The 13,149-nt window shown below is 32.5% G+C and carries 9 protein-coding genes and 7 tRNA genes; 1 reads left to right on the top strand and 15 read right to left on the bottom strand.

The genetic code is table 11. From position 1 onward, the window contains the following. Positions 1 to 24: 24 nt before the first annotated feature. From BN1075_RS00850 to BN1075_RS00815, 8 genes are all read right to left on the bottom strand, one after another. Entirely contained in the window at positions 25 to 1,296 is a 1,272-nt protein-coding gene (locus BN1075_RS00850) for a DNA polymerase Y family protein (RefSeq protein WP_040191127.1), read from the bottom strand. A gap of 246 nt (positions 1,297 to 1,542) precedes the next feature. Next, a tRNA-Thr gene (locus tag BN1075_RS00845) sits at positions 1,543 to 1,617 on the bottom strand. 5 nt (positions 1,618 to 1,622) lie between these two features. Then, positions 1,623 to 1,699: transfer RNA gene (locus BN1075_RS00840), tRNA-Asp, on the bottom strand. 16 nt (positions 1,700 to 1,715) lie between these two features. Then, positions 1,716 to 1,791, bottom strand: a tRNA-Val gene (locus tag BN1075_RS00835). 5 nt (positions 1,792 to 1,796) lie between these two features. Then, a tRNA-Glu gene (locus tag BN1075_RS00830) sits at positions 1,797 to 1,871 on the bottom strand. Positions 1,872 to 1,918: 47 nt separating this feature from the next. Then, positions 1,919 to 1,995 (bottom strand) — tRNA-Asp (locus BN1075_RS00825). Positions 1,996 to 2,011: 16 nt separating this feature from the next. Beyond that, positions 2,012 to 2,087: transfer RNA gene (locus BN1075_RS00820), tRNA-Val, on the bottom strand. Positions 2,088 to 2,092: 5 nt separating this feature from the next. Continuing rightward, positions 2,093 to 2,167: transfer RNA gene (locus BN1075_RS00815), tRNA-Glu, on the bottom strand. 362 nt (positions 2,168 to 2,529) lie between these two features. Between BN1075_RS00815 and BN1075_RS00810 the strand changes: the two genes are divergently transcribed. Further along, positions 2,530 to 3,768 (top strand): BaiN/RdsA family NAD(P)/FAD-dependent oxidoreductase, encoded by a 1,239-nt coding sequence (locus BN1075_RS00810; RefSeq protein ID WP_040191126.1) that lies wholly within the window; start codon positions 2,530 to 2,532, stop codon positions 3,766 to 3,768. Between the two features lie 61 nt (positions 3,769 to 3,829). On the opposite strand, the gene BN1075_RS00805 is transcribed toward BN1075_RS00810, so the two are convergent. The 7 genes from BN1075_RS00805 to lonC form a co-directional block, all read right to left on the bottom strand. After that, positions 3,830 to 4,903, bottom strand: coding sequence for a helix-turn-helix domain-containing protein (locus BN1075_RS00805; RefSeq protein ID WP_040191125.1), 1,074 nt, complete (start codon positions 4,901 to 4,903; stop codon positions 3,830 to 3,832). 369 nt (positions 4,904 to 5,272) lie between these two features. Next, positions 5,273 to 6,559: an adenylosuccinate synthase gene (locus BN1075_RS00800; protein ID WP_040191124.1), complete on the bottom strand. Its 1,287-nt coding sequence runs from the start codon at positions 6,557 to 6,559 to the stop codon at positions 5,273 to 5,275. A gap of 46 nt (positions 6,560 to 6,605) precedes the next feature. Next, positions 6,606 to 7,994, bottom strand: coding sequence for an NAD(P)/FAD-dependent oxidoreductase (locus tag BN1075_RS00795; RefSeq protein ID WP_040191123.1), 1,389 nt, complete (start codon positions 7,992 to 7,994; stop codon positions 6,606 to 6,608). A 216-nt stretch (positions 7,995 to 8,210) separates the two neighbouring features. Next, positions 8,211 to 9,167 (bottom strand): 3'-5' exoribonuclease YhaM family protein, encoded by a 957-nt coding sequence (locus BN1075_RS00790; protein WP_040191122.1) that lies wholly within the window; start codon positions 9,165 to 9,167, stop codon positions 8,211 to 8,213. A 29-nt stretch (positions 9,168 to 9,196) separates the two neighbouring features. Further along, positions 9,197 to 9,676 (bottom strand): NINE protein, encoded by a 480-nt coding sequence (locus BN1075_RS21050; protein ID WP_235777733.1) that lies wholly within the window; start codon positions 9,674 to 9,676, stop codon positions 9,197 to 9,199. A 122-nt stretch (positions 9,677 to 9,798) separates the two neighbouring features. Continuing rightward, positions 9,799 to 11,130, bottom strand: a complete 1,332-nt coding sequence (locus tag BN1075_RS00780) for a replicative DNA helicase (RefSeq protein ID WP_040191121.1) — start codon at positions 11,128 to 11,130, stop codon at positions 9,799 to 9,801. 80 nt (positions 11,131 to 11,210) lie between these two features. Then, positions 11,211 to 13,100, bottom strand: a complete 1,890-nt coding sequence (gene lonC, locus BN1075_RS00775) for a Lon family ATP-dependent protease (protein ID WP_040191120.1) — start codon at positions 13,098 to 13,100, stop codon at positions 11,211 to 11,213. Between the last annotated feature and the right edge of the window lie 49 nt (positions 13,101 to 13,149).

The following is a 13,149-nucleotide window of genomic DNA, read 5'->3' as shown; positions in this document are numbered from 1 at the left end:
GTTTTTATTAAACACACTTTAGATCTAAAACTCATAAAGACCACCCATAAATAGATAATCATTATTATCCTCTTTTAATAGAGTGCTAGATTCATTTTCATCTTCATTAACTAATGCAGATGATCTGACTATAACCTTATCACCATATTGAGCTCTTAGCTTATCTATCGCACTATCTAATACCCTCTGCTTTTCATTTCTATCAGTATCAAATATAGAACTTTGATACACCTCGTTACTTGTGAGTTTTGTTACCCTTACACCAAGAAGTCTTATAGGTTCCCCCTTCCACATTTCTTTGAAAATTTTACTTACATTTTTGTATATCTCATCTGTTGAGTCTGTAGCAGTTAGCAAGGTTTTCTGGTGAGAATACGATGTAAAGGTGCTTGATTTAATAGATACTACAACTACACCACATAACATATTACTAGATCTTAGCCTCTTAGCAACACTCTCTGTCAGCGCTAATAATATCTTTAAGGCATCTCTCGCTATAAATACATCCTCTTTCGTTGTTGTAGAATTTCCAATTCCTTTTGTATCCTCGTACCTGCTTTCATCTACTGGCGAATCATCAACTCCATTAGCATAATTGTAAATCACATCTGCAAAGGATTTAAATATATTTCTAAGTATATCTAAATTATATTTAGCCAAATCTCCTATAGTACATATATTAAGGTTTAAAAGTTTTTTTTCAGCTGCTTTTCCAACCATAAATAAATCTCCAACAGGCATTGGCCACATCTTTGTTTCTATTTCATATTTAAATAGAGTATGTACAGAATTCTTCTTCGGAAAATCACTTGCCATTTTAGCTAATAATTTATTATCACCTATTCCAACATTTACAGTGAATCCAAGCTCATTTTCAATTCTAGATTTTATTTCATTGGCTTTTTCCATATAATCATTTCTAAAATGGCTAACTTCCATAAAAACTTCATCTATAGAATATCTTTCAATCGAAGAAGAGTACTCTTGCAATAATCTATACATAGCATTGCTGCACTTTATATATATTTTTCTATCTGGAGAGTACACTTTTAATTCAGGACATTTTTTAACTGCAGCCACAATAGGTTCACCAGTTATAATATTATATTTTTTAGCAGGAATTGATTTTGCTAAAACAACCCCTCTTCTGTCTTCTAAGCTTCCCCCAATTATAGATGGTATTGTCCTGATATCTATAGAGTTTTTATCTTTTTTCAACTCTTCTATAGCCGTCCACGAAAGAAAGGCTGAATTAACATCTATATGAAATATAATTCTCTTTGGTACTTCATTCATTGCTTTCCCCTCCTTAAATGAACTTTCATAGAATACATCTATGATTTTATTAATGTGAATTTACTCCTTCGAACTAATGTGAGAAGGAACTCCCTAATTCCATTTATTTTTGCTTAATAAATCCGAGAAAGAGTAAGATTGAACTTATTTAAATGAGTTTCTTTTAAACTTATCATATATTATTTTAACGAACATACGTTTAATTGTAAACATAAAAAAAGATCCTGAATAAATTCAGAATCTTTATGGAGCTTCCAGTCGGAATCGAACCAACAACCTGCTGATTACAAATCAGCTGCTCTACCGTTGAGCCATGGAAGCAAACATGGCGACCCAGAAGGGACTCGAACCCTCGACCTCCGGCGTGACAGGCCGGCACTCTAACCAACTGAGCCACTGGGCCACATTATAAGTTTAAATGGTGGTCGCAACAGGGATCGAACCTGTGACCCCCTGCTTGTAAGGCAGGTGCTCTCCCAGCTGAGCTATGCGACCTTATATGGTGACTCCTAGGGGAATCGAACCCCTGTTACCACCGTGAAAGGGTGGTGTCTTAACCGCTTGACCAAGGAGCCAAAATTTTGTTGTTAAATCTATCTCATAAGTTACCTTTAAGGTAATTTGGCGACCCAGAAGGGACTCGAACCCTCGACCTCCGGCGTGACAGGCCGGCACTCTAACCAACTGAGCCACTGGGCCATCTTATAAGATTATGTGGTGGTCGCAACAGGGATCGAACCTGTGACCCCCTGCTTGTAAGGCAGGTGCTCTCCCAGCTGAGCTATGCGACCTAGTATGGTGACTCCTAGGGGAATCGAACCCCTGTTACCACCGTGAAAGGGTGGTGTCTTGACCGCTTGACCAAGGAGCCATATGTCATTTAACATTTGTTCTTGTCTTCGTTTCTCTTTCGTTTGTTTCTTCCGAGCCACTCGACATGTATTATAATACAAAATAATTAACCCTTTGTCAACAACTTTTATTAAATTTATTTTTATTTTTTCGTTTTACTTTTTATGTTAAATTATTTTAACTTTTATTAATTTTATTTAATTCTCTGTAACCATTGATATTACTAGCATTTAAAATGTTTAATTAGATATTACATTCAAGTATATACTATATAAAAATTTGGTATATAATATTAAATAAATACGTAAAAAATATAAAAACAAAAAACTTTTTTTGAAAAATTTTTGTTTTTAAACAAAAATAATTTATGAGGTGAAAAATTTGTATCATGATTTAATAATAATTGGTGCTGGTTCTTGTGGAGTTGTATCTGCAATTAAAGCAAAAAACTTAAATATAGATGTTGCTCTTATTGATAGTAACGATAGAATTTGTAAGAAATTATTAACTACAGGAAATGGACGTTGTAATATTACTAATGAAAATTTATCTTTAAATAGATTTCATAGTGATAATAAAAATTTCTTTAATGAAATTCTTACAAAATACAATTTAGATACTACTCTAGATTTCTTTAAGTCTATTGGAATTTACACTTGTACCTTAGAATCTGGTAAAATGTATCCAATTTCCCTTCAAGCATCTTCAGTAATAGATATTTTAAGGCTAAATTTATCAGAAAGAGCTATTCCTTTATATTTAGAAAACAAAGTTTCTAATATATCCAAAAACAAAAAAAATTTATTTGAAATAAAAACAAATATAGCTACTTACACTTGTAAAAAGCTTCTACTATGTACTGGTGGCAAAAGTTATACTAAACTTGGTTCAGACGGTTCTGGTTACAAACTTGCAAAAGCTTTAGGCCACACCATCATTACCCCTACCCCTGGTATTGTCCAACTTAAATTAAAGTATGACAGGCTTAAAGCTTTATCAGGAGTGAAATTTACAAGCTATTGTAGCATTCTTATAAATGGTGATATCCAACGAAAAGAGTTTGGTGAAATTCTATTTACTGATTACGGTATCTCTGGACCCCCAATTCTTCAATTAAGCCGTATCGCTTCAAGGGGAGTTCTAAATGATGATAATGTGGTTATAGATGTTAACCTCACTAATTGTCAGTACGATCAGCTTGTTGAGTCCCTTGAAACTCACTTTGCCACATTCTCTCACAGAAGTATTCATGATAATCTTGTAGGCTTAATAAATAAAAAATTTATTCCTATAGTTTTAAAAGAATCCGGAATTATGGATATCCATATGCCAACATATGACGTGGATTATGAAAACAGATTTAAGCTCTATAGACTACTTACCTCTTGGAAGTTTAAGGTTATTGACACTAATACTTTTGAAAATGCTCAAGTAACAATTGGTGGAATTAATACCAAAGAAGTTAACCCTTCAACCCTAGAATCATATATAGAGCCAGGATTGTACTTTGGAGGCGAAATTCTTGATGTAGATGGTGATTGTGGCGGATTTAACCTTCAATGGTGTTGGAGCTCATCTAGTGCAGCTGTAGAAGGTATATATGCTTCTTTTAAAAAATAGAACCTTAAATACTAAAGGCAATACTTCATCAAATGAAGTATTGCCTTTTACCTTAATTGAATTAGTATTCTATTTTCTTTAATCTTTCCTTTATTTCTAAAAATGCTTTACTATCCTTTATAAAGTCATATTCCTTCATTTCTAATAAGTTAATTATCATAGAACTCATTTTTAAAATTGTCGAAAATTCTCCACTCATATTCATTTCACTAAAATACCATGGATTTTCATCATTATCTTTAACTCTCTCTAAAGCTTCAACTGCTCTACTTATACTTCCTATAGTTTTTTCTTCATTTTTATAATATGCATAAAACCCTGCTAACTGAAGATAATCACCGAATGTGTTATTATACTTATTATGGCTGGTTAATTCTTTAATTTTCAGCCCCAATTCCATGTATTTTTCTGCTAATTCCAAATCATCTTTGTAATAAGATGATGCTAATCCATGCAATATGGCTTGAGCTTCAGTTATGGAGTTAAAAAACTCATACTGATAAAGTCTTCGTCCTTCCTTTAAATCATTCTTTCTAATATAAATTCCAGCCTTTATTATATTAGTATTTCCCAATGGCTTTTTCATATTTTCTAATATCTTCAACGACTTATCAAATTCCTCAAAAGAGGCATAGTAATTAACTAACTGAATTTTTGATGCAGCTACCGTATCTTCATCAGTGGAATTATTAACTATATCCTGATATATGTCTATTGCTTTTCCATATATCCTTTTCACCTCATCTTCATCCTTAATTAAAGCACAACCCATGGTCATTAAAGTTACTAATGTAAATTTTAATTTATAATTTGTAGGATATTTATTTATATATTCCTGACAAATTTCAATACCCTTTTCACCATTGCCTGCATTAATTACATCCTGACATTCTTTACATATAGCTTCCATGGCCTCTTCTGAAATTACAGAATTAAAATTCAAAAGCTCATCAATAGATATACTAAAAAGTCTAGCAAGTACAGGCAGCATTTCTATATCCGGATAGGACACTCCACTCTCCCACTTTGATATAGCACCCTTAGATACTCCTATATACTCACCTAACTGCTCTTGTGTTATTTTCTTTGACTTTCTTAAACTATAAATACTTTCTCCAATTTTTATCTTATCCATATAAATCTCTCCTAAAATTTATTAGGTCCCATAAGTAAACATCCAAATCTTTGACTTTATTGATATGAATTTAAGTTCCAGTAACTAAATCTATGATTTAATTACTAGAACTTACTCTTTTAGCCTCCTTCGAATAACTATGAGAAGGAGTTTCCTTAAATAAAGTATAGATCCTATGTTTAAACAAAACAATGGACAGCCACTCTTACTTTCATCTCTAAAAGTTTACTGTTAGTAAACTAATCTCCTTACTCCATATTTATCCAAAGCGTTATTTAAGAATCCTATTCCTAATGATTCATTCTTCATCCTTAATTACTTATATAAAAATAAGCCTAGCATCTCTGCTAGGCTTAAACTTACTTTATATTAAAGTTCTCCAACTCTCATTGTTTGATCTCTCTTTGGACCAACTGAAACTATAGATATTTTAACTCCAGTAAACTCTTCTATTTTCTTAAGATATATTTTAGCGTTCTCTGGAAGCTCATCATAGCTTCTAGCGTCGTTTATACTGTCATCCCATCCATCGAACTCTTCATATACTGGTTCACACTCTGCTAGGTCTTCTAAGCTTGCTGGGAAGTAATCAATAACTTTTCCATCTAACTTATAACCTACACATAATTTTAACTTTTCAAGACCAGCGAGAGTATCTATTTTAGTTACCCCAAAGCTTGTTAAGCCGGAAACTCTAGCTGCAGTTTTTAAAATAACAAGGTCAAGCCATCCACATCTTCTGCTTCTTCCAGTTGTAACTCCATATTCATGACCTTTTTCTCTTATCCACTCACCGATCTCATCATCAAGCTCTGTTGGGAATGGACCCTTACCAACCCTTGTAGTATATCCTTTAACGATACCTACAGCGCTGTCTATCATAGTTGGTCCTATACCAGCTCCTGTACAGATTCCTCCTGATATTGTATTTGAAGATGTTACATATGGATAAGTTCCAAAATCTATATCAAGTAAAGTACCTTGAGCTCCTTCAAATAAAACATTCTTATTAGCCTTAATACTGTCAAATACTCTAACTGATGCATCAGCCACATATGGCTTCATTCTCTCACCATAAGCTCTATATGCGCTATAAACCTCTTCTAAGTCTAAAGCATCTCCACCATATAGTTTAACTATTTGATCATTTTTCCCTGGTAAATACTCTTCAAGTTTTTTTCTTAAAACTTCAGGCTTAATAAGGTCACAAACTCTTATTCCACATCTCTCAACTTTATCAGTGTAACAAGGTCCTATACCCTTTTTAGTTGTTCCTATATCATTTTTTCCTCTAGCTTCTTCTTTTAAAGCATCTAGTATTCTGTGATATGGCATTATAACCTGAGCTCTATCACTTATAAGTAATCTTTCTGGTGTTATGCTCTCTCCAAGACCACTTAAGTAGTCCATTTCTTTAAATAAAGCCTCTGGGTCTACTACAACTCCATTACCTATAACGTTAAGTTTGTCACTATAAAGTATTCCTGATGGAATTAGGTGTAACTTATATTCTTTTTCTCCTACAACTACAGTGTGACCTGCGTTATTTCCACCTTGGAATCTAACTACTACGTCTGCTTCTTCAGCAAGATAGTCAGTCATCTTCCCTTTTCCTTCATCTCCCCATTGTGCTCCTAGTACTACAAATGATGGCATACTTCTCCTCACTTTCTTTCACTTAAATTAAAGTAAAACTTTTATTCTAATTTATCTTGTTTAATTTTTCATTTAATATTCGTGCAACATGAACGCCACTAGCAGATGCTTGTGATAAAGAGTGTGTAACTCCTGACCCATCTCCTAATACATAAAGGTTTTTCATTTTAGTTTCTAAGTTACCATCTACACTTATAATTGAATTGTAGAACTTAACCTCAACACCATATAAAAGTGTATCTTCATTAGCTGTTCCTGGTGCTATTTTATCTAAAGCATAAATCATCTCTATTATAGCATCTAATTGACGCTTAGGTATAACAAGACTTAAGTCTCCAGGTGTAGCCTTTAATGTTGGAACTGTAAAACTCTTATCCATTCTATGATCATTAGTTCTTCTTCCCTTAACTAAATCACCGAATCTTTGAACTAAAACTCCGCCCCCAAGCATATTGCTTAATTTTGCTATTGACTCACCATATTCATTACTGTTTTTGAATGGCTCTGTAAAGTTATTAGTAACAAGTAGTGCAAAGTTTGTATTATCTGTATGAAGCTCTGGATTAGAATAACTATGTCCATTAACAGTAACTATACCATTAGTGTTTTCTTCTACTACCTCTCCATGTGGATTCATACAGAAAGTTCTAACTAAGTCTCCATATTGTTTAGTTCTGTAAACAACTTTACTTTCATAAACTTTTTCAGTTATATGTTCAAACACCGCGGCTGGAAGCTCTACTCTAACTCCAATATCAACTCTATTGCTTTGACTTTCTATTCCTAGTTTACTGCATACATTTGATATCCACTTAGAGCCTGATCTCCCTGTTGCAACAACTAAGTTCTCACACTTATATTCACCTTTATCTGTTGTTAAAACGAACTCATCATTTTCTTTTTCTATATTTATAACTTCAGTGTTAAATTTCATTTCAACTTTATCTTTAAGATAATCATACATGTTTCCTAATATCTTAATATTTCTATCCGTACCAAGATGTCTAACCTGTGCATCTAATAGATGAAGGTCATGCTTTAATGCTTCTGTTTTTAAAGTGCTTTCAATTGTAGAATATAATCTTGCATCACTTCCACCGTTGTCACAAAGTACCTTATCAACATAATACATTAAATCTAAAGCTTCTTTTTTACCTACATACTTATATAAGTCTCCACCAAAGTTATTAGTGATGTTATATTTACCATCTGAAAGACTTCCTGCACCACCATAACCATTCATGATATTACAGTATTTACAGTGTACACAAGATTTTATCTTCACACCATCGATAGGACATTTACGTTTTTCTAAACTATTTCCCTTTTCGATTATTAATACTTTAGCCTTTGATTGAAGAACTGATAATTCATAAGCAGTAAAAATACCACTAGCTCCAGCCCCTACTATTATAATGTCATAATTATTATTCATGTTTAATCACCCCATAGATATCTTATCAAAGTACCCTATTGTTTTCAATGAAAATACGAATATTTTTAACAACTCTTTAAAAATTATTCATTTTTTATTTGATAAATTCGAATTTTAATCACTTTAACTCTCTTTATCATTCGTATTTTTTGTTGAAATATGATGTTTTTTTAAATAAAAGAGATATCATTAAAATGATATCTCTAACTTTACTATCTATAAAATAGATTTATAAATATTTATTCCATCTAAACTATATATCTTCTCTGAGAATTCGCCTTCTTTAACATCTCTTATTGCCTTTTGCATATCATACATTCTTGCATCAATAACATCTAAATGGTGAAGTAATTCTGCTTCTGGAATCATAGGTTTTTTAGGGCTTCCATATTCTAGCTCATAGTGATGAGTAAGTATCATATGTTGTAAAAGCATTATTACTTCTTTGTCTGCACCAATACTTTTTCCTGCTTCATCTATTAAATTTATACCCTGTATAATATGTCCAAGTAATTGTCCCTCTACACTATATTTTGATACTATACCTAATTCACTAGATTCCATTTCTTTAATCTTTGCAATATCATGTAAGATTACTCCGGCATAAACTAAGTCCTTATTAAGATAAGTATATATTTCCATTAACTTTTCTGCTGCCCTAAGCATAGTTGTAACATGATATAAAAGCCCACCCTTAATAGCATGGTGATTAGATTTTGCTGCAGGATAATGCATAAGCTTATCACTTACTTTGCCTACAATAGATTGAGTTATTCCTTTAATATATTGATTTTCTATTTTATCAATATAATCTAATATAAGTTCAAACATATCTTCTGACTTATAAGGTGCAGCCATGATGAATTCATCTACATCTATATTATCTTCTTCAACAACACATCTAATTTTATCTATTTTTAATTGTAATTTACCTCTATATTCAGTAACAACAGCCCTTACCTTTACAAGAATATTCTCCTTAATAACCGTTTCTATACCATTAATGCATTCCCATAGCTTTGCATTAATTTCACCTGTAGAATCCATAAGTATTAAATCAAGATATTTATTTGTTGTGCTATTATTCGTAATCTTACAATCTGAGCTTTTTACTAAGTAAAAACCTTCAATTTTATCACCTTTAATAAATTCACCAATCTTCTTATTTTCCATAAGCAGCGCTCTCCTTAACCATTTCTTCCTTAACTGGATAGGCTAATCCTCTTAACTACCTTACCTTCCTCATCAGTAAAATGATTTATTGCTATTCTAATTAAATCAACTAGAACCCATATACCAAATCCACCAAAGGTTAATAGCATAAGTATTGCCGTACCAGCCTTACCTACATAAAATCTGTGAAATCCAATAAACCCAAGAAAAACACATAAAACTAAAGTAATACTCCATGCTTTGCCACTATAATCATCATCTTCGATATATTCTACAGCTTTCTTATCCTTTTTAGGTCTTGGATTTTTAATAATTACTTCATTTTTTACATCTTCCTCAGCTTCATATTTTATTATAATTTGTTCACTATTTAAAGCTATAATTTCTTCATTAAAACCACTCATTACTTCAGAGCTGTCCGAAACCTCATTAACTTCTAATTCTTTCTCTGATAAAAGCTCATCTGATGACTTAATAGCAGTTTTAATTTCTTCTTCATCTATGCTCATTCTACCTTCACCTCACACTAAATATACCTAGTATATCTTTATGTAAAGAGTTTATAGTCTATGCACCAAATATAATTATTCTTATTTGATTTACTTCTTATTTTAAATTAATGAACCTCACTTTACTCCTGATGAACAAGATCTAAATCACCAAATTTACTATATCTACCTATCCATGCAAGATTTATGGTACCAACTTCACCATTTCTGTGTTTAGCTAATATACATTCAGCTAGACTTTCATCTTCCTTATCCTTACTGTAGTAGTATTCTCTATAAAGGAACATAACAATATCGGCATCCTGCTCTATAGATCCTGATTCTCTCAAATCCGAAAGCATCGGTCTATGGTCAGCCCTTTGCTCTGGAGCACGTGATAACTGTGATAGGGCAATTATAGGGCACTTCATTTCCTTTGCCAGTGCCTTTATCCCCCTTGATATTTCAGATACCTCTTGTTGTCTGTTATCAGAATTACTTCCTGACATTAATTGAAGGTAGTCAATTATTATCATATCAATACCATGTTCTATTTTCAGTTTTCTACACTTAGACCTCATTTCCATTATAGATATACCAGCAGTATCATCTATATATATACCAGCTGATGCTAATGGCCCAGATGCTCTTGCAATGTTCTCCCAATCGCTATCACTAAGGTCACCATTTCTAAGCTTACCCATGTCTACATTAGCCTCTGCACAAAGAAGCTTATATGCAAGCTGTTCCTTACTCATCTCTAAAGAAAACACCGCAACTTTTTTTCCGCTTCTTATTGCAACGTTTTGAGCTATATTAAGACAAAAGGTTGTTTTACCCATAGAAGGTCTGGCAGCTAAAAGAATCATGTCTCCAGGCTGAAACCCTGCAGTTTTAGCATCTAAGTCCTTAAACCCACTAGCAACCCCGTTTATTTGTCCTTTATTATTAAATATCTTTTCAATTTCTAGAAATCCTCTTTCAAGGACAGTACTCATAGCTTCAAAGTCACTAGAGCTTCTTTTTTCTGATATATTAAATACCCTTTTTTCTGCTGCATCAATTACCGATTCAACATCATCTTGCTTTTCATAACACTCTTCAATAATCTCTGTAGAGTTTCTTATTAATCTTCTTAATGTTGATTTATCCTCTACAATTTTTATGTATGAGGATAGATTTGCAGTAGATGGTACTGATGTACTTATCTGCGTAATGTAAGTAATTCCACCTACTTGTTCAAGCATATTATTTGATTTTAGATAATCAACTAAAGTAATCATATCTATTGGTATATCTTTATTATATAAATCTCTTATTGCCTTAAACATTGTCTTATGGGCATCTCTATAAAAATCATCAGCCTCAAGAACTTCCGCTGCTTGAGCAATTGCATTCTTATCTATAAGCATTGATCCGATAACTGATTGCTCAGCTTCAATGTTTTGAGGCATTGTTCTAAGTGATTCACTCATATCCTCACCTCTTTTGTACTATTATTTAATAAAAATTAAAACCCTGTAATGTTGCGCCACAAGGTTTTAATTTAGTAATCTTAAAATACTATTGCTAGTAATTCTTCTATATTTGATACTGGTACAACTTCTATATCATCCATATTATTAGGTATATCCTTTTTATTATCTATTGGTACTAACACCTTTTTTATACCTTTTCTTCTTGCTCCATATATCTTTTCTCTAACTCCGCCTACTGGTTTTATACTTCCTCTTAATGAAATTTCACCTGTAACTGCGATGTCCTGTCTTATAGGCTTATCTAAAATAGCACTTATTATACATGCTGTAATAGCTCCTCCTGCAGAAGGGCCATCAATTTTTCCGCCACCAATTACATTAACATGGATATCATAGTCTTTAATATCTTTATCAGTTATTTTTCTAATAACCGATGCTGCATTAAATACTGAATCCTTTGCCATAGAGCCTGCAGTATCATTAAATCTAATTGTTCCTTTACCTTTTTCTCTAGCTTCAAAAGCAGCACATTCAATTTCTATAGTTGAACCTAAGAAACCAGCTACCCCTAAACCATAGATTTGTCCAACTTCCTTACTTTCTAAACTATAGTTGTCCTCATAAGGTCTTAATCTATTATTAGATACTACTTCATTAAAATCTTTTAATCCTATCGTAATATCCGTTTCATCTGGATTGTTAAGTAATACATATCCATAAACATCTGCAAGGATATTAACAGCTTTTCTACCTTCAATAGTATATCTGCTTATCTCTTTCGCTAAACCATCTTCTAATTTTATATTTAACTTTTTAGCTGCATTTAATACAACATTTTCTATATCCTTAGCAGATAATGGTTCAAAATATACTTCTGTGCATCTTGATCTTAGAGCAGGATTAATTTCTCCTGGGTCTCTTGTTGTTGCTCCTATAAGAACAAAATCAGCCGGTGCACCATTTTCAAATAAATACTTAATATACTTAGGAGTCTGCTCATCATCTGGATCATAATATGATGATGAAAATTCTACTCGCTTGTCCTCTAAAACCTTTAACAGCTTATTTTGAAGAGTATAATCAAGTTCTCCTATTTCATCTATAAAAAGCACTCCTCCATGGGCATCTGTAACTAAACCAGTCTTTGGTTCAGGAATTCCCCCCTCTGCCAAATCTCTCTTACTTCCTTGATATATTGGATCATGTACAGAACCTAAAAGCGGATTTGAAATTTCCCTTGGATCCCATCTTAAAGTAGTGCCATCAACCTCAACAAAGTTAGCATTTTCCTCATAAGGAGTATGCTTTAATTTCTTAACCTCTTCTAGAGCAATTCTTGCCGCTGTTGTTTTTCCAACCCCAGGAGGTCCATATAAAATTATATGTTGTGGGTATGGTGATGCCATTTTAGATATTAAAGATTTTATTGCTCTCTCCTGACCAACTATCTCTGAAAATTTCTCTGGTCTTAAAAGACTCATTATATTTTGAGTAAGACGTTTTGAATCAAGCTTTTCAAGCTCTTCATATTTTCTTAGAGTCTTGCTGTTTTCAGCTCCTCTTTGCTTTTTTACAATGCCAAGTCTAATATCGTCAATATATTTGTCCTGCTTTTCCATTATAAGTTTTTCAACTTCAGAATCTATTTTGTTTTGTATATATCTTTTAGCCATAAGCTCGCTTACTTCTTTAGTTGTAGCTTCTAATACATCTATAATTGAATCTTCATCTGGCGTTGTTTCGGCACCCTTACCATTAGTCACTATTTTGTTTATAGCATATAGTTTCTTGTATTTATCTTTACTGTTAAGTTGCTTTTGAACCTTAAATTTAACTGCTCTTCCTCTTATAGTTCCCTCATCTAAAAGCTTGTACATAACATCATGTAGAATATCTATTTCAACTTCAATGGATAATTCTTCTTCAATTCCTAATTCTTTTAATTTATCTAATGAATTTATCTCCAAAATTATTTAGCATAGAAGAAGAGTTTCTTCTTCTATGCTTTCCTCCCCT

It is taken from the genome of Clostridium culturomicium (genome assembly GCF_000821305.1).
GTDB classification, from domain to species: Bacteria; Bacillota; Clostridia; order Clostridiales; family Clostridiaceae; genus Clostridium_J; species Clostridium_J culturomicium.
Note: the sequence above shows the minus strand (reverse complement) of the source record. Positions and strands in the feature narration are given on the sequence as shown.